This window comes from Shewanella sp. cp20 (assembly GCF_000832025.1).
Taxonomy (GTDB): domain Bacteria; phylum Pseudomonadota; class Gammaproteobacteria; order Enterobacterales; family Shewanellaceae; genus Shewanella.
Window position 1 is genome coordinate 294744 of record NZ_JPII01000007.1, and the last position, 17752, is coordinate 312495.

Genomic DNA, 17752 nt, shown 5'->3' on the forward strand with positions numbered 1-17752 from the left:
TTGAATCTGCGTCTATCTTAACCGGTTTTTCTGGTTGGCGTCATCAATCAATGTCGCGATATATCGTCACTCGTTTTTAGGCCGACGATATGTTTGTTTTTCGCTATGCCTAGCCGATTATTTTAACTATCTCATTAGAGGTAGATGTTAACCAATGATTGATTTTTTGAGTGCTTCTGAATAATTGCTCTAACCGGAATTGTTTGAGCTTTACTGACTAATCTATTTGGTTTTTTGCCGCCAACACCGCATGTTTGTTCGTTTTTTAGCCTATGCCACTAACCGACTATCGTCTAATTTAGATTAATTAGTATTAGCAATTATTTTTTATTTGTTATAGAAGTGTAAATGAAATGTATTCATTTCGCTCTGGGGAATGCCTGTGGTGATTCGCGTTAAAAAGGCGCGAATGATGGCGAAATATAAAAAAAACTATGCGGGAAATATGATGACAACACATAAAAATAAAGGTTTCGGCGTGAGTGCGCTGAGTTTTGCCATCTCTTTGGCATTGACAGGGTCGTTAGCGAGTACACAGGCGTTGGCCGATGATCAACAGGCTCAAGCGTCTGACAATATTGAAAAGATTGCCGTGGTGGGGACACGCTCTGCGCCGCGATCTATCGGCGATTCGCCAGTGCCTATCGATATCATCAGCAGCGATGATCTCAAGAAGAATGGTTCGACCGACATGATCGATATGTTGGTCACCTCTGTACCTTCTTTCAACTCCCGTGCTCAGCCTATCAGTGATGCGGCAACCCTGATCCGTCCGGTCAACCTACGTGGTCTGCCTTCTGATAGCACCCTAGTGCTTGTAAACGGTAAGCGCCGTCACCGCGCCTCGGTGATCGCCTTCCAGGGCGGCGGTATCAACGACGGTGCTCAGGGCCCGGATATCTCGGTGATCCCGAGTGCGGCACTGAAACAAGTAGAGGTACTACGCGACGGTGCAGCGGCGCAATACGGCTCAGATGCCATCGCCGGTGTGATGAACTTTGTGCTTAAGGATGACGCCGAGGGTGGCTCTATCACAGTCGGTCAGGGTGAATATTATGAGGGTGACGGTGCCACCACTACCATAGATGCCAACGTGGGACTGCCACTGTCCGATGCTGGTTTTGTGAACCTCAGCCTACAATACAAGAATGCCGATGCGACCAGCCGCAGCATACAGCGTCCCGATGCGGCCAACCTGATAGAGCAGGGCAATACCTTCGTCGAAGACCCTGCCCAGGTGTGGGGGAACCCAGAGATCAAGGATGACTATAGCTTCTTCCTAAACTCTGGCTATGACATCAATGATAATGCGCGCCTATATGCCTTCGGTAACCTCTCTTCGCGCGACGTGGTCGGTGGTTTCTACTATCGTAACCCACACAATCGTGGCAACGTCTACTCACTGGATGACGGTGAGACCTTGCTGGTAGGCGCGATCAATGGCGATCCTTCTACCTGCGCCGTGGTACCTATTCCTAAGAATGCCGATGGTAGCGACGGCAACGTGCTGGAAACCGATGCCTACAAGGCGATGCTGGCCGACCCTAACTGTTTCGCCATGAACCAGCTGCGTCCGGGCGGTTATACGCCGCAGTTTGCCGGTACGGTGGAAGACAGCTCCTTCTTCGCCGGGGTGAAGGGCGAGCTGGGAGAGTGGAACTATGATTTCAGCGCGGGTATGGGTAACAACAAGTCGACCTTCAGCCTGAAGAACTCGCTCAACCCGTCACTGGGCTTAGACACGCCCACCGACTTCGAAACCGGTGCCTATGAGCAGGCAGAGACTACCGTTAACCTAGATTTCTCTCGCATGTTGACCCTAGGCAGCGTCGAAGATATCAGCTTCGCCACAGGTTTCGAGTGGCGTGAAGAGTCGTTCGAGATCACTCAGGGCGAAGAAGCCTCTTGGGTGGCCGGGCCTTACGCCGACCAGGGCTTTAACATCGGCTCTCACGGCTTCAAGGGGTTCGGTCCAGAGGCCGCAGGCAAGAACTCGCGTAACAACATAGGTGTCTATGCCGACATGGAAGCCTATCTGGGCGAGCGTTGGTTGCTGGGTGCCGCATTGCGCTATGAGGACTTCTCGACCTTCGGCGATACCCTCAACTATAAGCTGACCGCGCAGTTCACGGCCACAGACGCTCTCTCTTTCCGCGCCTCGCACAGCACAGGTTTCCGTGCGCCGACCGTGGGCCAGGAGAACGTGGTAAACACTCAGACCTCTATCGTCGATGGCGATCTGATCCAGACCTTTATCGCGCCGCCAACGGATCCGCTATCGGCCTTCTATGGTGGTAAGGTGCTCAAGCCTGAAGAGTCTGTCAGCTACGCCCTGGGTGCAGTGTTTGAACATGAAAACCTTTTCGTGACAGTAGATTACTACAACATCGAGGTGACGGGACGTATCGCCCAGTCGAGTCAGATCGCGGTTGAGGCTGATGACTATGATGCGCTGCGCGCCGCCGGTGTTGAGTTCCCAGAGCTGATCTCTGCGGTGACTTACTATACCAACGACTTCGATACCACCACTCAGGGTATCGATCTGGTCGCCTCCTACGACACTCAGCTGTTGTCTGGCGATACCAAGTTTAGCCTGGCCTATGGCTGGACAGATACCAGTGTAGATAAGTACAACCCGAACACCACAGATGAGGGTAAGGTACGTCGCTTAGAAGATGGTATTCCGGCTCACCGTGCGACCCTGACCTGGGCACAGTCTTGGGACAGACTCAGCATGTCGCTGCGCGGTAACTACTTCGGCGAGTACTATGCGACCCACGCCGACGATACCTCGGATTGGGGGTCTGAGATGGCCGATTCGGCGGTGACTCTGGACCTCGAGTTAAGCTATCAGTTCCTCGACAGCCTGACGGTATCTATCGGTGCCAACAACCTGTTCGATCAGGAGGCGCAAAAGCTGAAGGACGGTACCCGTGGCGTGCTAGGCGCCGTGTACTATGAGAGTGGCCCGTTCGATTACAACGGTGGCTACTACTATGGTCGCGTGAACTACCGCTTCTAATCCTCGGTGCTTCAATCGGCTTTGACGCCAGCGATTGAGATAAGAAGAAGGCTGCTATGCAGCCTTCTTTTTTTATAAAACTAATACCAATCACAGTAAATATGTGATCAGAAATAGCGCAGAAAAAACGCTTAAGAACAAAGCAGGATTTTTAGGTAAGTAGTTATTCTACAATTAAAAATACTAATACAGTTATCGAGCATTTTAACAAGCTAGAATGATTAATTATTTATTACGATTGGTATAACTTCGAGGTGGAAGAGAGGTTAGCAGATCGTCGATAGACAGCACCCTAGGCAGTACCAGGCCAGTGGGATGCGCCTGACTGTAGACGATGTTAAAGGGAACGCCATAGGCCTGATACCTGGCCAGGTAAGCCTCTATCCTGGCGTCGCTCTGGGTAAGATCGCCGCGCATCAACAGGATATTTTTATCCTTTAGCCGCTCAACCACCACCGCCTGATGCAGTACCCTGTCTTTGTTGGCCTTACATATGTTGCACCAGTCGGCGCTGACATCCACAAATACCGTTTTGCCTTTAGCAACCCAGGCGGGGATCTGCTCTGGCTGCAGGTTGTGCCAGGTCAGTTGTTTATAAGCTTGGCTGTCTTCCTTGGGCAAGACAAAGTAAGTGACGGCGGCATTGAGTAGCAATAGACAGCTTAGGACGCCTAGCACGCCAATCGGGATATTCTTTCCTTGGCATCGCTTGTACACAAGCCAGACAAGCAGGCCAAATATCGACCCTAGGGTCGCGGTGCTTAGAAGAAGTAGGTTAGAGCTCATATCCTGGGATTCATCAATCTGTCTGAGTATTGGGCCTTAGCCTAACATGTCTGCTGCTTACGCGGGGCAAAAGCGCAAGGCGCGGATAATTTCATGGTGTGGAGCCCTTGTGAGGGGCTCTCTTCCCCAACAGATTAAACCGCTCAATAAGTTAATGGCCTGACTTAGGTCGATGCCCGCGCCACCCGCATGGGTTTAGTTTCGTCGGGAGTATTAAAAGCATGGGGGGATTGAGGTATATTGGCCTGCGCTGGATTTGCCAGTCGCCATCAGGTTGGGGCGATGTAACGCCTATTTCGTAGCGCCTATTTCGTAACGCCGATTTCGTAATTGTGAATGATAGAGGATACCGTATGAGTTTTAGTGCCTGGCTTGGTCTGCTAGCCATCTGTTGTTTGGGGGCCATGTCGCCCGGGCCTAGCTTGGCCATGGTGGTGCGTCACACCTTAGGAGGTGGGAGAGCCAACGGCATCGTCTGCGCCTGGGCACATTCCATCGGCATAGGTGTCTATGCCCTGGTGACCCTGCTAGGCTTGGCCGTGCTGCTCAAGCAGGCGCCGCTGGTGTTTAACGGTATCGCGATTCTCGGCGCCCTCTATCTTGCCTATATCGGCGTTCAGGCGCTGCGCTCTAAGGGCGGTATGTCGGACAAGTTGGCGGCCGGCAAGTCGACGGATCTCATCACTGCGGCACGCGATGGCATTGCCATCTCGCTGTTTAACCCAAAGATCATGCTGTTCTTTCTGGCGCTCTTCAGTCAGTTTGTGATGGTAGCCGACGAGCTGTGGGGTAAGTCGCTTATCGTGCTGACGCCACTGGTGGTCGATGGTCTCTGGTACACGCTGATCGCCTTCCTGCTGTCGCACAAGTCTGTGTTACCTAAGCTCAGAGAGAAGGCGGCGCTGATCGATAAGCTCTCGGGTGTGGTGCTGATTCTGCTGGCGGTGCGGGTGCTGGTGACCCTCTAGCCTCTATGGCGTAACGCTTGGTAGCTTTTATGGCGTCGCGCTTTTTAGCTGAGTAATACAAATACGGCTAAGGGATCTACCTTAGCCGCATTGTTTTATCTGTTTATGCCTGTCGGCAGACTAGCCGTTGAAGACCTGTACGGCATCATCTTTGGTAGGCTCTTGCTGAGCCGAAGGTGGATTGTCGATATGATCGTCTAAGTTATCGTTCAACATATCCTTGTATTCTTTGGTAAACCACTCCAGTGCGTTGGTTTTCTCGGCCTTAAGATCGGCAGATTTCAGCGCTGCCTCGAAGGCGTTAAAGCGGGCGGCGGCAAAGCGCAGGGCGGTACCTACTTTGGCAATATCCTGCTCCTCGGCGCTAAGCTCGTTGGCTAAGGCGATAAACTTGTCGGCTATCTGAAAAATAGTGGTTTCTTTTTGCTGTTCTGACATGCGCATGCTCACAGGTAGGTCAATAGTATGCTGGCATAGTAACGTAAATTAGCCGTTAATGAAGCATAGATTTAGAGGTAATGGGATCTATATCGCCAATCCCCATAGGCTCGCGAGATTAACTGGCGGGATCGCTGTCGACCAGCACGCGGCCATCGCGTGAATCATAGTAGATGCTGAGATTTTGATTGTCGCTCAGGTGATAGCGACATTGATTCACACTGATATAGTTTGCCTTATAATCTGTGCTGGTCTGAGCATCGCCGCGGGAAACGCTGGGCTCGTCGCCCTGAAAGACGGTTTCCCATACCGAGATGCAATCTTCTACGTTGTCCAGCTGAGGTGAGGCCTCGTTATCGGTAAAGTAATGCTGCGCCGGCCAGCCATTGGCGTTAAAATTCATCTCGCCCGACTCGCTGTCGCCGAAGGTCTTGAGGTTTTCCGCCGGGCCCGAGCCTACGCGAACGGCCCATACGGCGCGGGCCATGTCGATGCCGGACTTGAAGGCGCCGCCGGTGGCCTTAACGCTGGCCACTTGAGCGTCCTGGGAGAGGTTGATAAATTTTGGCAGGGCGGTGACCGCCAGGATCCCTAGCACTATGATGACGACCACGAGTTCGATAAGGGTAAAGCCGCGTTTAAGTGCCAAGGACATCGTAAAACCTCTTGGGATTGTAGAGACTAAGCTAGGTAAGTCTTAGGCTAGGTAAGTCCTTAGGCTAGGTAAGTCTTAGATGTGGCGTATGTATCTGTCCGAGTCGGACAACGCCAAGAATACCACTCGATTCTAAGTTTTTTTTAAAAGATATAAAGAGATAGCTATGACAGAGATCAGCCGCTGGCAAGATTTTATCGACCAAGAGGCACAGCAAGATTACTTCGGCCAGTTGCAGTCTTTCGTGCAGGGAGAGCGTGATGCCGGTAAGGCTATTTATCCGGCAAAGGAGCAGGTGTTTAGCGCGTTCGAACTGACGCCGCTGGATAAGGTCAGGGTGGTATTAATCGGTCAGGATCCCTATCACGGTGAGGGCCAGGCGCATGGCCTCTGTTTCTCGGTGCAGCCGGGGGTTAAGGTCCCTCCCTCGCTGGTGAATATGTATAAGGAGCTTGCCAGCGATATCCAGGGATTCGAGATCCCTGCACATGGCCACCTTGCTAAGTGGGCCGAGCAGGGGGTCTTGATGCTCAATACTGTGCTCACGGTAGAGCAGGGCAAGGCACATTCCCACGCTAAGGCCGGATGGGAGACCTTCACCGACAACGCCCTGAGGCTGCTCAATGGGCAAGCACGCCCGATTATCTTCGTGTTGTGGGGGGGCCATGCCATGAAGAAGAGCAAGCTTATCGAGTCAGACCGACACCATCTGGTCACCGGGCCACACCCTTCGCCGCTTTCGGCCTATCGCGGATTCTTTGGTTGTAAACACTTCTCAAAAATCAACGAGTTGTTAAAGGCTTCCGGCGAGACGCCTATCGACTGGCAGGTGTAAAATTCAGGCCGAGTTGCTACAAAATCATACTTGCCGTCCCCTGAAAAGCTAATTATATTGATAGAGGAGTGTAACGTAACTGTTAACAGTTTGGGGTGGGATAACCCATAGAGACTGCAACAGGTTACAGCGGCTTAGGTAGGTGGCCGCCTACCAGGCTAGGCTTTCAAGGCGGACAGGAATATGGATATTAGAGCTAAGCGAGGAACGCTTGTTCGTTGGAATCAGGAACAGAGGGTAGGCTTTATCGCCCCGGACGACGGATCGGACGAACTCAGAATTTTTGGCATCAATTTACTCCCCTACGAACACATGCCCAAAGAGGGTGAATCTGTGGTGTATCGCCAATGGAAAGATTCGCTGCGCGGTACTAAGGTCACCAAGGGAGAGATCGACTTGGGCAATCCCATCACCTTGACCTCGCCCTTCGAGTCGCTTGATAAGTTCGATAACCACGAGGCCGTCAGCTGGCGGGTAAAGGTCGGTCTGGTGGCGCTGGCGATCGCCTTTGGTCATCTGCTCTATCTGTTTATGGTCAACTATGACTATTCAGCCAATGTTGACATCAAACCGCCGGAGGGGCTGTTTCCGCCAGGGTCTGAGTATTACGTGGGTAAGCAGGAGCTACAAGATGTGGTCTTTAGCTGCGATGCCCGGCAGCAATGCCTGCAGATGACCTCTTGTCAGGAGGCCAAATACTTCGCCAACCACTGCCCAGGATTTGAGGTTAACGTGGGTGACACGCCCTGTGTAAACCTCTGGTGTAAATCAAATTAAGTCTGAATCAGCGTATCAATTGGTTTTCACCAATTGGTATTGCTGGGCCAGCGCCCCTTTAATTCGCTCACCCTTATCGTCCAACATGAAGAGTATATTTTCACCCACCTGAAGCTTCATGCTTCTGGCCTTGGTATCAAGGGTGATCTTGCTGCCCATCTCATTCCAGCTAAATTGCCCATTAAGGGTCACCTTGGCGGCCTGGCTTGGCTTGCCAAGGTATTCTTGGGTGAGTCGATAGCTGTTGTCGCCATTGAGTTGCAGGCTCATGGCGATTCCCTGGCAGTCGGCGCAGGGCAGAGTGCCCACGTAGAGGCCCGGCCAATCCAGTGCATTGCGGCTGGTATCGCCGAGCGGCATGGCTGACACAGAAGCTGCTGGCTGTGACATCGCGGCTTCTGGCTGTGGCTCTGGGGATTTCGGTGCTTGCGTTTGTTGAGCGCAGGCGCCGAGGGTGAGCAGGACAACTGGGAGGAATCGCGCGCTTATCTTCATTATCTCTTCCTTAACGGGTGGCGAGCAGGGGAGCGTGGAAAACCAATGGCCAGCCTGCGCTATAAGTCTCTGCACACTTTAGTCTGTCTTCTCCATGCTTTCAAAGCGGATTTCATTCAATCACCCTTTGCTCTCTTGCTAACCCTAACCTCTCAACCCTAAGGTCGGTAAATTAGACTAAAATATGAACTATCCATCTGTTAATCCTTATGAAACTTAAACTATGCCCAGTACCTTTACTCTCTGTGATACGAGCCACTTTGGCTACTCGAGCCGATTAATGCCCAGTACCGGCATGGGTGTGGCTCGTCGTTTGAGTTTGGCATTTGCACTAGTGTTGGCGACGGCTTTTTCTGTTTGCTGCTCAGCCGATAATGGCGGCGCAATATCTGGCCAAGTGGCAGTAGCACCGGCAAAGAAGTCAATCGACAAACTTTCTCTGGTGAGCGTGTCTAACGACTATCCCCCCTTTTATTCGGCGAATCTGCCATCGCAGGGGGTTATCTATCATCTGGCTCAGGCGGTGTTTCAACACGCGGGGTATCCCATGGCTCACCGTTATTATCCTTTTGCCCGCGCCAAGGCCATCATGAAAAAGGGGGGCGCCGATGTGATTTTGGGTGTCTGGTATCGCCCCTCGAGGGAGGAGTGGATCGCCTTTTCTGCGCCGCTACTCTCGGTCAATGTCGTGCTCTATAAACGGGTGGATTCACAGATAGCCTTTAATACCATGGCCGATCTTCGTCAGTATCGTATCGGCATTGGCCGGGGCTATGCCAATCCAGAGGCATTTCAAAACGCTGCGCTGAAAACCGAAGCCGCCAGTTCAGATAAGGTCAACCTTAAGAAGTTACTCGCCGGACGAATCGATTTAGTGCTGATTGGCGAAGATGTTGCGCAGTATCTGATCGCCCAATCGGGCGATCAGTTTAAAGACAAGTTTGAGGTAGTAGGCGAGCCCCTGAGTGTGGAGCTTTTTCACCTTGGTCTCTCGAGAAGCCTGCCTCATTATCAAGAGGTTCTCGACGACTTTAATCGAAGTCTGACCGAGATGGCGCAAAGTGGCGAGGTGGGTCGCATACTCAGCGAACATGGTTTTGGATCCAATGGCTATTGGCAGCAGAAACAGGCTCGTCGATAAGAGAGCCCCCGCAACGGGCCTAGCCTGTATGGATGACAGATGGCGTCACTATCATGGGCAGGGGCACATCCCAGTGCTCTGTGGGTAGCGCTGCTACCTGCTGGCAATCGTGAGCATAGCCTATGGGGTAGGGTTTGCCCCTCAACTGCCAGTCACTCAGGCAGCGATCATAATAGCCGCCGCCCATTCCCATACGATTCCCCTGCTTATCGAAGGCCACCAGAGGCGTGATGATCACATCCAGGTGCTGGGGCAAGATCATCTCAGTGATGTTGAGTTTTGGCTCCCAGATCTTGAGGCGATTCTGGATCAGGTGGCTGGTGGGATGGTATTTAAAAAACAGCAGGTTGCCCCGTGAAAAGGGGTGTAGACGCGGCAAATAGACATTCACGCCAGCCTGCCACAGGGTCTCAATCAGCGGCTGGGTATCCAGCTCGCCATCGCTGGTCAGATAGAGGGCGACGTGTTTTGCCTGACGCTGACCAATCACCGCCATCAGCCTTGTGGCTGCCTCATGGGCAAATTGTTTCTGGGTGTCGGCAGGAATCGCCCGCCTTGCGATGCGGATTTGATTTCTGATCGCCTGACGATTTTCCTGGTTGGCGGCGCTCGGCGCGAAGGCGGGTTTCAATATCCTTAACTCCATTAAAGGCTGTTATCGAGTTCTATGTTATGTGGGCAGTCTATCTCTGCTGAGTGAAACTTTTCAAGTATGCGTTGCGGTGATGCCAAGAGTATGGTTATTCAATGGCTGAATACCTAAGTATGGACTGGGTTTAAATCAATTTCTGATACTCTCTATATAAATAATGGGTTTTATAAGCCTCGTTTCAAATAACTTATTACTGTTTTTATTAGGTCGGTAATACCTTTGCATTTAAGTGGGTGGGGAGTGTTTTTATTAATCTTTCTACAATCTTTTGTGCTGATTGTATTATAATGTTCTGGAAATTTATGTAGCCAAAATATTTATTTTTTAACAGTATTTTGGTGTGGCATTATCAGATTTTTAAGGTTTTGGTTGGCTTTGTTTTTAATTTGTTGGTATTTGGTTTAACACCTTTGGTTTGTTAACAGGTTTTACAGCGATTAACATTGTTTTTACTCGTATTTATCTTTTTGAGAAAGTAAATGTATTATAGCTCCCGCTTGCTAATGGTGATTATATCGTTAGTCTTTTTTGTTCCTTTAAGCTCTGTCGCGTCTGATATCGCTACCAGTATTGGTAGGGGAGTTGACAACCGAACCGACGATGGTGGTTATTTTGAACTTGGTATGAGTGTGTACAATGTGAATAAAGTAGACATTCGCCAAGTTGATGCTGGATTAATAGAACCCTCTTTGTTAATTAGCGGCATGTATCAATATAAAGGCCTGTTTGTTGAAATGGTACATCAGTCTCAAGATGGTATTAATATTGGTTACAATATCTGGAATTCCAAAAATTGGTCGCTAGATATACTCGCTGCAAATTTGAAGGGGTCTTGGTCAAGAGCTGAAGGGGTAGATCCCAAAACTCTAAATGAGGCGCAACGTAATGCTTATTTAATGTCTGAAGATTCATTTTATATTGGTGCGGGATTTAGGCTCACTCGATATTGGAGTGATGATTATGTGTTTCAATATCGTATTGTGACCGATTATTATGATGGCCAAGGTGTCCAGAGTAGTGCCAGATTGGGAAAATCTTGGCAAGTTCGTAATTGGAATTTCCATGCGCTAGGCAGTGTTGAATACTCATCCTCTAGATTAAATAAATATCTTTTTGGCGTTAATAGTGATGAGGCGACGGAGAGGTTTCCTGAATACCAGCCAAATGGCTCGTTTAGCTATGGTTTGGAGGTTGGTGTGGCCTATCCCATCAGCCAACGCTTGGTGTTTCGTGCTATGTATCGCATGACTGTACTGCCTGCTGAAGTTACTGACAGCCCCTTTAATGAATCTGGCTATTTATCGTTTTTCAACGCTTCAATTAGCTATGTATTTTAGGTGGCCCATGACTAAATTATGCCTGTCGTTGGGGCTACTCATCTCGGTTAGTTCAATGAACCTGCAGGCTAGTCAGACCCCTATTGAGCTCACTGTTTCTCCGGAGCAGTGTGTGGCGCTGCATAAAGGGCAAACCTGCTATCAAAATGTACTGTTTAAATGGCAAACCCCAGATGTAGGGCGCTATTGTTTGACTGAATCTAAGAGTCATCAAAAGATAATTTGTTGGGATGGCCAAGCAATGAAGCAGTATCAATACGATTTTGAGGGGATTTCCACAACACTCTATAGCTTGATTCGTCTCGATAGTGAAGAGCCACTGGCTGAGATTAAAGTCGTTGTTACTTGGGTGTATAAAGCGCCCAAACAAAGTCAGTCTGGTTGGAGGCTATTCTAATGCTAGCGGCGGAGAAGAATATCTTAGTTGTTGAAGATGATGCTTCATTGGCGGAGTGGATAAGCGACTACCTGCTGGATCATGGTTACGGTATTACCGTTGCTAATCAAGGAGATTACGCGCTGGCCATGATTGCCGAAGAAGAGCCTGATCTTGTACTACTGGATGTTATGTTACCGATAAAAAATGGCTTTGATATCTGCAAAGAGGCAAGAATTTTTTATAAAGGCCCTATTTTGTTTATGACAGCCTGTGTTGAGGATGGCGATGAGATTCGAGGGCTTGAAGTCGGTGCGGACGATTACCTAACTAAGCCGATAAGGCCGAAGGTGATGCTTGCACGTATAAACGCCTTGTTACGTCGTTCATCAGACGACAATGTTCAACAACAACTTATTTTTGGATCATTAGTCTTAAATGCTGTGACCAAATCTGTCCTTATTGATGAACAACCGTTAAAGCTAAATGCCAATGAATTTGATGTCTTTTGGTTATTAGCGTCAAAAATGGGAGAGGTGGTGAGCCGAGCAGACTTGATTGTCACTCTTCGTGGAATCGAGTATGACGGCTTTGATCGTTCGGTAGATAACCGAGTCTCGCGTCTGCGAAAAAAACTGACTGAGGCGAAGTGTCACCCCTATGAAATTAAAACGATTCGCGGAAAAGGTTATCTTTTTTGCCGAGAAGATACACCCCAATAATTTCATTCGTCATGTATTAATTAGGAGGGCGGATGAAGCGGCTCATCATTTCACTTGTGCTGGTGGTATTGGCATCTATCGTCAGTTTAGGTTGGTCAATTAGCGAGTTTGCTAGATTAAATAGCTTGGATTTCGAAACATCGACAGCTCAGGAAGAATTGACCGCATTAAAGTTAGTGGGATCTGCTTTAGCTTTAAGTTTAGATAATGACGATGTCGATTCCACAGGATTTGTGAATAGTTGGAATCAGAAAAACCAACATCGACTATCCATTATTGATGAGGCGGCATTTGTGTTGCCGCCATCACTAACGGTTCAGTTTGAAATAGATGCCTATTTGTTGCTGGATTCCGAAGAAGGCATATCACTGCATTATCGTATGCCCCAAACTGGTCGAGTACTCAACATTCGAACTCATCTACTATCAACAGAGGAAAATGAGTTCAGCTTAAACGAGCTGTATACCACGCTGTTTTATGGCGGAATGGTCGTTATTCTATTGTTTTGGATTTCGCCACTTATCAGACAGTTAATGCGTCTGAGTAGGACGACAAAAGCCTTTGGTATGGGAGAGCTCCAGGAAAGGGTAAGGGTAACTAAGACCTCATATATAGGTGCCATTGAAACCGAATTTAACCGAATGGCAGATCGTATTCAGCAGCTAGTGGAAGATAATAAGCTTTTAAGTCGTGCAGTGTCCCATGATTTAAAAACACCGATTGCCCGCTTACGTTTTGGTATAGAGGCGTTGGAAGAAACTCAAAATGAGCAGCTTAGAGCTAAATACTTTCAAAGGTTAAACCGAGATCTCGATACCATGGAAGAATTAGTCTCGATCTTACTGAGTTATGCTCGCCTCGATGAAGCTAATATCCAACCCGAATTTCAAGTGATTGAACTCAATAGTTGGCTTAAACAAAAGCTCGGAATCTACAGCAGTATTGCATACCCAATTGATTGTCAGCTAGCGCCGGCGCCGCTGATGGTTAAAACGGATCCCAAGTATTTGTCTATGCAGTTGGCGAATCTATTGAGTAATGCCGAGCGCTTTGGGTGCTCTGCTATATATCTTTGTCTCGAGGTTAGTGGCGACAAAGCTTGGCTGCATGTTGAAGATGACGGTAAAGGTATTGATATCAGTGAGGTAGATCTGGTCGTGAAGCCGTTTGTACGTGGTCAGCAAAGTCGGGGAAATGCTGGGCACGGTATGGGATTAGCAATTGTTCATCGTATAGGTGAATGGATGGGGACTCGGTTGTCTATCGATTACTCCCCAAAGTTAGGTGGGGCGAAAATGTCATTGGCGTTTAAAATTGTAGGCAATACATATAACAACATAGAATAGTGAGACTGGCACTAAGTTGCGGTGCCAGTCTCCTTCGTGGCTATAACCTATTCGTCAGGAGATACATTGTTTAGGATATAGTTTACATCGTAGATCTGTTTTTCAGTATTAATAGGCTTGCTATTAAGTCCGGTCACCTCAACAACTGTAGAGGTTTCGTTATCTATAGTCGAGCTGGTAAAGAGGCTATCTTTAGATTTTGAACTTACTCCGAACTGACCAACCGAGTCTCGATAAGTTTGCTCGCTAACGTAAGTAAAATAGGAATAGCCTGCTTGGCGGCAAAGCTCTGCCGATTTCAACAAGACATATTTGCGAGTTAAAGCCCTATCTGTATTGATGTTACCCACAAAGCTGATCTGCCAGCTATCTGGTGCTATTTGTACCGTTTGAAATCCCTTTCCAAATGTCCAAAAGCTCTTTTGGGTATCGTAAGGTGTGGCACAGGCCGCTAGTGTTAGGGCAAGCACGATACCTGTCGATAGTTTTTTCAATGATTTCATGACATTTATTCTCTCATCACTAGAAACTGTAGCTGACGCCTAGTGTTGTCATCCATTGATTGCGGCTATCAACTAGAGGTGAATTAGCCAAGCCAGAACCTAAATACGTATAAGAGGTCGATTGAGTAATGTCGATATTCTCAGTAATTGGTATCACTAAAGCGTAACCAAGTTTGTATGCAAGTGAACCACTTGCCTTATAGGTTGGGCGTTTAGGGGTTGCGTCAGCCTTAGATACGCCAGTGTAGTAATTGACATACCCATTGCTAAAATAGTGAACACCTACGTAAGGTACGAAGTCGGCGAAGCCTAGAGTCGTTGGACGGTAGTAAGTGAGGTCTGCCTGGTAGCCGTTATAAACTCCAGTGACATCGTGCTGAAACTTTGCTGACAAGGTGTCGTTTCCGATATGAAGATCAGCATTTAAGCCTATGTCGGCGCTAAATTTTTTATCTTTCATACCCTTAAGAACTGTGGCGTCGCTGGCATCAAAACCCGAATTACCAGCTACAAATACACTCAGGTCAATCGCCTTATCGGTGCTTTTAAAGAAACGAAAGTTTATACCGCTTAGGTCTGCGTTGAAGTCTTCGCCATGATAGCCGCCATTAATGTAGCCACCTGTTTTGCGATCTTGACCCTGGTAGAACTCGCTGCCGGTTACCGCTCCGGCACTGGCAAAGAATTGGCCTTGATGACTATAAATATTGCCATTACGGATATAGGTATTACCTTCAGCTAAGGCACAGTTTGAAATCAGAGCTGTTGAAATAAGGAAGCATAGCTTTTTCATTGATTTGTTCTCATCACATTGTTGTTAATAACGATGGCGAAACTATATTGAAAGACGTATGCGGACTCTGTATCCGAATGTATCCTAGCCTACAGTGCATAAGACAGGGGAGCTTGTTTGGGGCATAAAAAAGGCCAGAAAGTGTTATACCTTCTGGCCTCTTTAATTTGAATTGCTCCCCAAGATGCCGTTACCGGTGTAGCCCTTGAACCGTAGGTTCAAGGCGGGTAAATGATTAAATCCTAAGGCTTCTCGGTTCGCGCCGAGCTTGCGCAATGTCATCAAAACATTCACCCTGAGTTTGTAAATATCGGCACAGGGACATAACCGACTCACGCACACCACAGGGAGCAAAATTGTTGCGTATCGACCTCTTAGATCGGGCGGCGATATTCGTTATAAATCGCTTCGCCTCACGCGTAATTACAGTTTAATCGCCTTTTGTTGCGCGCTCAACCAGCGCACTCTCTAAGGTCGACTGCAGCAGACCGATTTTTTCATCCATCTGCTTAATATAATCTTGATTCTTCTTCTGTTCTTCCAACAATTCATAGCCAATATTCAGAGCGGCCATGATGGCAATTTCTTCCCGGCTAAGGTTGTTGGTTCGAGCACGCAGGGAACTCAGCTGCTTTTCCAGCTTGTCGGCCACATGGCGCAAGGCATCTTCCTGTCCTATCGGACAAGCGATGGAGTAGGTGCGTCCCAATAAGCTAATTTCGATAGCATGGCTACTCATTTGCGATGTAGATCCTTTTATCCTGTCGTTGAGCGGACTATATCGGGCTGCCCTGGAAAGTGCAATAACACTGGGGCCTTAATAACGCTTTGTTAGATTAAATGTTGTTTAGATAACCAATAGCTTAGCATTGGTAGCCTGTGGCTGCGTGAATTGTGCGCAGCTAACGTTATGGTGTCGTGCTGCCAATGGGCTAAGCTGGCTGCCAGCCTATGCTTTTGGCTTGGTCGAGCAGGCCAGATCTGCTAGCATGTCAGAAGTGAAATAATGACTGGAACACCTTATGGCAACCCCTCCCTCTTTACGCATCGAAATTCTGTTCGCCGAGCTCAATGCCGCCGATATCGCCCAACATCCCGTTGAAGTCCATGGCTCCCTGGTGGGACTGATCTGTGGTGGTGTTGGTCAAGCCAAGAGCGAGTGGATCAAGCCCCTGCTCGAATTGATCAACGATGGTCAGTTGCCGCCTCCCTCACTGGTGCAGCTGCTGGAAGAACTCTATCAAGATACCCTGGCGCGCATCACAGACGCCGATTTTGGTTTCACGCCTATGGCGCCGGAAGAGGAGGAGACCCTAAGCAAGCGCGTCGAGGCGCTCTCGCTATGGGTACAGAGCTTCCTGACGGGGATTGCCATGGCGCAGCCTAAGCTCAACCGCGCCTCGAGTGATGTCAAAGAGGTGATTCAAGATCTCGCCGAGATCGCTCAGGTGGAGTTCGATGTGGCCGAAGATGAAGAGTCTGAGGCTGCTTATATCGAGCTGATGGAGTTTGCCCGTATGGCGGCGCTACTCTGTTATGCCGAATTCGGCCCCGAGCCGAGTGAGATCAAAGATCAAGACCCCATGATTCATTAATATTGTCTGCATTTGAAGCGGCAGGCGCTAGTTAAGCGCTTGCCAACAATAGAGAAAGTGAATGACCACTTCGTCTGACCCTAAGCCGTTTGATATCGCCATCGTTGGCGGCGCCATGGCCGGTGCCACCCTGGCCCTTGGCCTGGCTAATTTAGCGCAAACCCGGCAGCAACCGCTGCGTGTCGCCCTTATCGAAGCCAACCGTCCCGGCGACGGCCATCCGGGATTCGATGCCCGCTCCATCGCCATCGCCCAGGGCTCTATTTTCGAGCTGACCCGTCTCGGCATCTGGCCTAAGCTGGCCCACCTGGGCACGGCCATCGAGAATATTCATGTCTCGGATCGCGGCCATTTCGGCATGACCACACTAAACGCCAAGGATTTTCATCTGCCCTATCTGGGGCAGGTGGTCGAGCTGGAGCGAGTGGGTGCCAAGCTGTTTAGCCTGCTTGAGCAGCAAGAGGTTAGCCTGTTTTGTCCCGCCAAGGTGGCCAGCATAGCCGCCGGGGTCGATGAGCAGCAGCTGATGCTAGACGATGGCACCGCCATCAGCGCCAAGCTGGTGGTCGCAGCAGATGGATTACATTCTAAGGTCAGACAAGATTTTAAGCTGCCGCTTGAGCAGGTGGATTTCGAGCAGGTGGCGCTGGTGGCCAACGTGCTTACCGACACGCCACATCACGAGTGGGCGTATGAGCGTTTCACCGATAGCGGCCCGCTGGCCATTCTGCCTATGGCCAACGTTGACGGGCAACCCCGCGTCTCCCTGGTGTGGGCTCTGGCGCCTGAACATGCCGAGCTGATGCTGGGGGCAGATAAGTCCGCCTTCTTAGATGCGCTGCAAGATGCCTTCGGCCACCGTGCCGGGCGTTTTATCGATGTGGGTGAGCGTCATGCCTACCCGCTTAAGCTTTCCTACATGGCGCGTCCCATCTATCAGCGCACCGTGTTTATCGGTAATGCCGCGCAGACGCTGCATCCTATCGCCGGTCAGGGCTTTAACCTGGGGCTGAGGGATCTCGTCTGTTTGCTCGAGGTAGTCGATGAGGCGCTCGAGCGGGACGAGGATATCGGCGGCGCCAAGCTGACCCACGAATACCTGAGTCGACGTCAGCAAGATCGCGACACGACAATCACCAATGTGGAATTTCTTGTGCGCGGCTTCTCCAATCAGCATTGGCCCTTGGTGGCAGGTCGCAACCTGGGGCTTAGACTGCTCTCCTGGTGTCCGCCGCTCAAGACCCCTATTGCCCGTAAAGCCATGGGGTGGAAATCGCCTCAATCTGCCAGTCAGTTTCGATAAAGGATCTC

The 17752-nt window shown here is 49.6% G+C and carries 19 protein-coding genes and 1 other RNA gene; 11 read left to right on the plus strand and 9 right to left on the minus strand.

Annotated features, from left to right (window positions below; all coding sequences use genetic code 11):
- Positions 1–445: 445 nt before the first annotated feature.
- Positions 446–3022, plus strand: coding sequence for a TonB-dependent receptor plug domain-containing protein (locus DB48_RS01625; protein ID WP_041508671.1), 2577 nt, complete (start codon positions 446–448; stop codon positions 3020–3022).
- A gap of 225 nt (positions 3023–3247) precedes the next feature.
- On the opposite strand, the gene DB48_RS01630 is transcribed toward DB48_RS01625, so the two are convergent.
- Positions 3248–3700 carry a thioredoxin family protein gene (locus tag DB48_RS01630; RefSeq protein WP_160290132.1) on the minus strand — a complete coding sequence of 151 codons (453 nt, stop codon included), beginning with the start codon at positions 3698–3700 and terminating at the stop codon, positions 3248–3250.
- A gap of 461 nt (positions 3701–4161) precedes the next feature.
- On the opposite strand from DB48_RS01630, the gene DB48_RS01635 reads away from it, so the two are divergent.
- Positions 4162–4776, plus strand: coding sequence for a LysE family translocator (locus tag DB48_RS01635; protein ID WP_041508575.1), 615 nt, complete (start codon positions 4162–4164; stop codon positions 4774–4776).
- Positions 4777–4896: 120 nt separating this feature from the next.
- Here DB48_RS01635 and DB48_RS01640 read toward each other — a convergent pair whose 3' ends face one another.
- Together DB48_RS01640 and DB48_RS01645 are read right to left on the minus strand one after the other, a co-directional pair.
- Positions 4897–5214 carry a DUF3144 domain-containing protein gene (locus tag DB48_RS01640; RefSeq protein WP_041508576.1) on the minus strand — a complete coding sequence of 106 codons (318 nt, stop codon included), beginning with the start codon at positions 5212–5214 and terminating at the stop codon, positions 4897–4899.
- Between the two features lie 118 nt (positions 5215–5332).
- Positions 5333–5869: a type II secretion system protein gene (locus DB48_RS01645; protein WP_041508577.1), complete on the minus strand. Its 537-nt coding sequence runs from the start codon at positions 5867–5869 to the stop codon at positions 5333–5335.
- A 166-nt stretch (positions 5870–6035) separates the two neighbouring features.
- Here DB48_RS01645 and ung point away from each other — a divergent pair, with 166 nt between their 5' ends.
- Both ung and DB48_RS01655 read left to right on the plus strand, forming a co-directional pair.
- The gene (ung, locus tag DB48_RS01650) at positions 6036–6704 is read left to right on the plus strand and encodes a uracil-DNA glycosylase (protein WP_041508578.1); all 669 of its coding nucleotides are present in this window, start codon (positions 6036–6038) and stop codon (positions 6702–6704) included.
- Between the two features lie 183 nt (positions 6705–6887).
- Positions 6888–7481 (plus strand): hypothetical protein, encoded by a 594-nt coding sequence (locus DB48_RS01655; RefSeq protein WP_152619074.1) that lies wholly within the window; start codon positions 6888–6890, stop codon positions 7479–7481.
- A gap of 15 nt (positions 7482–7496) precedes the next feature.
- Here DB48_RS01655 and DB48_RS01660 read toward each other — a convergent pair whose 3' ends face one another.
- A complete protein-coding gene (locus tag DB48_RS01660; RefSeq protein ID WP_041508580.1) occupies positions 7497–7976 on the minus strand; it encodes a copper resistance protein NlpE in 480 nt (159 codons plus the stop codon).
- Between the two features lie 280 nt (positions 7977–8256).
- On the opposite strand from DB48_RS01660, the gene DB48_RS01665 reads away from it, so the two are divergent.
- Positions 8257–9117 (plus strand): substrate-binding periplasmic protein, encoded by an 861-nt coding sequence (locus DB48_RS01665; protein WP_160290133.1) that lies wholly within the window; start codon positions 8257–8259, stop codon positions 9115–9117.
- 19 nt (positions 9118–9136) lie between these two features.
- Here DB48_RS01665 and DB48_RS01670 read toward each other — a convergent pair whose 3' ends face one another.
- Positions 9137–9748 carry a 5-formyltetrahydrofolate cyclo-ligase gene (locus tag DB48_RS01670; RefSeq protein ID WP_082035562.1) on the minus strand — a complete coding sequence of 204 codons (612 nt, stop codon included), beginning with the start codon at positions 9746–9748 and terminating at the stop codon, positions 9137–9139.
- Between the two features lie 524 nt (positions 9749–10272).
- Here DB48_RS01670 and DB48_RS01675 point away from each other — a divergent pair.
- From DB48_RS01675 to DB48_RS01690, 4 genes are read left to right on the plus strand one after another with little or no spacing between them, the layout of a single operon-like run.
- A complete protein-coding gene (locus tag DB48_RS01675) occupies positions 10273–11106 on the plus strand; it encodes a MipA/OmpV family protein (RefSeq protein WP_152619078.1) in 834 nt (277 codons plus the stop codon).
- A gap of 7 nt (positions 11107–11113) precedes the next feature.
- Positions 11114–11503 (plus strand): DUF3019 domain-containing protein, encoded by a 390-nt coding sequence (locus DB48_RS01680; RefSeq protein ID WP_041508673.1) that lies wholly within the window; start codon positions 11114–11116, stop codon positions 11501–11503.
- Positions 11503–12204, plus strand: a complete 702-nt coding sequence (locus tag DB48_RS01685) for a response regulator transcription factor (RefSeq protein ID WP_041508583.1) — start codon at positions 11503–11505, stop codon at positions 12202–12204. The genes DB48_RS01680 and DB48_RS01685 overlap by 1 nt, the downstream gene beginning before the upstream one ends.
- A gap of 32 nt (positions 12205–12236) precedes the next feature.
- On the plus strand, positions 12237–13550 hold the full coding sequence (locus DB48_RS01690; protein WP_041508584.1) for an ATP-binding protein: 1314 nt from the start codon (positions 12237–12239) through the stop codon (positions 13548–13550).
- 47 nt (positions 13551–13597) lie between these two features.
- On the opposite strand, the gene DB48_RS01695 is transcribed toward DB48_RS01690, so the two are convergent.
- From DB48_RS01695 to DB48_RS01705, 4 genes are all read right to left on the minus strand, one after another.
- Positions 13598–14053, minus strand: coding sequence for a CC0125/CC1285 family lipoprotein (locus DB48_RS01695; RefSeq protein WP_041508585.1), 456 nt, complete (start codon positions 14051–14053; stop codon positions 13598–13600).
- Between the two features lie 19 nt (positions 14054–14072).
- On the minus strand, positions 14073–14846 hold the full coding sequence (locus tag DB48_RS01700) for a MipA/OmpV family protein (RefSeq protein WP_041508586.1): 774 nt from the start codon (positions 14844–14846) through the stop codon (positions 14073–14075).
- 172 nt (positions 14847–15018) lie between these two features.
- A non-coding RNA gene (ssrS, locus tag DB48_RS19790) (6S RNA) lies at positions 15019–15199 on the minus strand.
- A gap of 77 nt (positions 15200–15276) precedes the next feature.
- The gene (locus tag DB48_RS01705; RefSeq protein WP_041508587.1) at positions 15277–15585 is read right to left on the minus strand and encodes a cell division protein ZapA; all 309 of its coding nucleotides are present in this window, start codon (positions 15583–15585) and stop codon (positions 15277–15279) included.
- A gap of 283 nt (positions 15586–15868) precedes the next feature.
- Here DB48_RS01705 and DB48_RS01710 point away from each other — a divergent pair, with 283 nt between their 5' ends.
- Entirely contained in the window at positions 15869–16441 is a 573-nt protein-coding gene (locus DB48_RS01710) for a UPF0149 family protein (protein ID WP_041508588.1), read from the plus strand.
- Positions 16442–16502: 61 nt separating this feature from the next.
- The gene (gene ubiH, locus DB48_RS01715) at positions 16503–17744 is read left to right on the plus strand and encodes a 2-octaprenyl-6-methoxyphenyl hydroxylase (RefSeq protein ID WP_041508589.1); all 1242 of its coding nucleotides are present in this window, start codon (positions 16503–16505) and stop codon (positions 17742–17744) included.
- The last annotated feature ends 8 nt before the right edge of the window (positions 17745–17752 follow it).

Coding starts and splice junctions, on each gene's coding strand:
- DB48_RS01645 (WP_041508577.1), bottom strand. CDS start 5,869: ATGTCCTTGGCACTTAAACGCGGCTTTACCCTTATCGAACTCGTGGTC.
- DB48_RS01675 (WP_152619078.1), top strand. CDS start 10,273: ATGGTGATTATATCGTTAGTCTTTTTTGTTCCTTTAAGCTCTGTCGCG.
- DB48_RS01680 (WP_041508673.1), top strand. CDS start 11,114: ATGACTAAATTATGCCTGTCGTTGGGGCTACTCATCTCGGTTAGTTCA.
- ung (WP_041508578.1), top strand. CDS start 6,036: ATGACAGAGATCAGCCGCTGGCAAGATTTTATCGACCAAGAGGCACAG.
- DB48_RS01700 (WP_041508586.1), bottom strand. CDS start 14,846: ATGAAAAAGCTATGCTTCCTTATTTCAACAGCTCTGATTTCAAACTGT.
- DB48_RS01640 (WP_041508576.1), bottom strand. CDS start 5,214: ATGTCAGAACAGCAAAAAGAAACCACTATTTTTCAGATAGCCGACAAG.
- DB48_RS01710 (WP_041508588.1), top strand. CDS start 15,869: ATGGCAACCCCTCCCTCTTTACGCATCGAAATTCTGTTCGCCGAGCTC.
- DB48_RS01660 (WP_041508580.1), bottom strand. CDS start 7,976: ATGAAGATAAGCGCGCGATTCCTCCCAGTTGTCCTGCTCACCCTCGGC.
- DB48_RS01665 (WP_160290133.1), top strand. CDS start 8,257: ATGCCCAGTACCGGCATGGGTGTGGCTCGTCGTTTGAGTTTGGCATTT.
- DB48_RS01635 (WP_041508575.1), top strand. CDS start 4,162: ATGAGTTTTAGTGCCTGGCTTGGTCTGCTAGCCATCTGTTGTTTGGGG.
- DB48_RS01655 (WP_152619074.1), top strand. CDS start 6,888: ATGGATATTAGAGCTAAGCGAGGAACGCTTGTTCGTTGGAATCAGGAA.
- DB48_RS01690 (WP_041508584.1), top strand. CDS start 12,237: ATGAAGCGGCTCATCATTTCACTTGTGCTGGTGGTATTGGCATCTATC.
- DB48_RS01695 (WP_041508585.1), bottom strand. CDS start 14,053: ATGAAATCATTGAAAAAACTATCGACAGGTATCGTGCTTGCCCTAACA.
- DB48_RS01685 (WP_041508583.1), top strand. CDS start 11,503: ATGCTAGCGGCGGAGAAGAATATCTTAGTTGTTGAAGATGATGCTTCA.
- DB48_RS01625 (WP_041508671.1), top strand. CDS start 446: ATGATGACAACACATAAAAATAAAGGTTTCGGCGTGAGTGCGCTGAGT.
- ubiH (WP_041508589.1), top strand. CDS start 16,503: ATGACCACTTCGTCTGACCCTAAGCCGTTTGATATCGCCATCGTTGGC.
- DB48_RS01705 (WP_041508587.1), bottom strand. CDS start 15,585: ATGAGTAGCCATGCTATCGAAATTAGCTTATTGGGACGCACCTACTCC.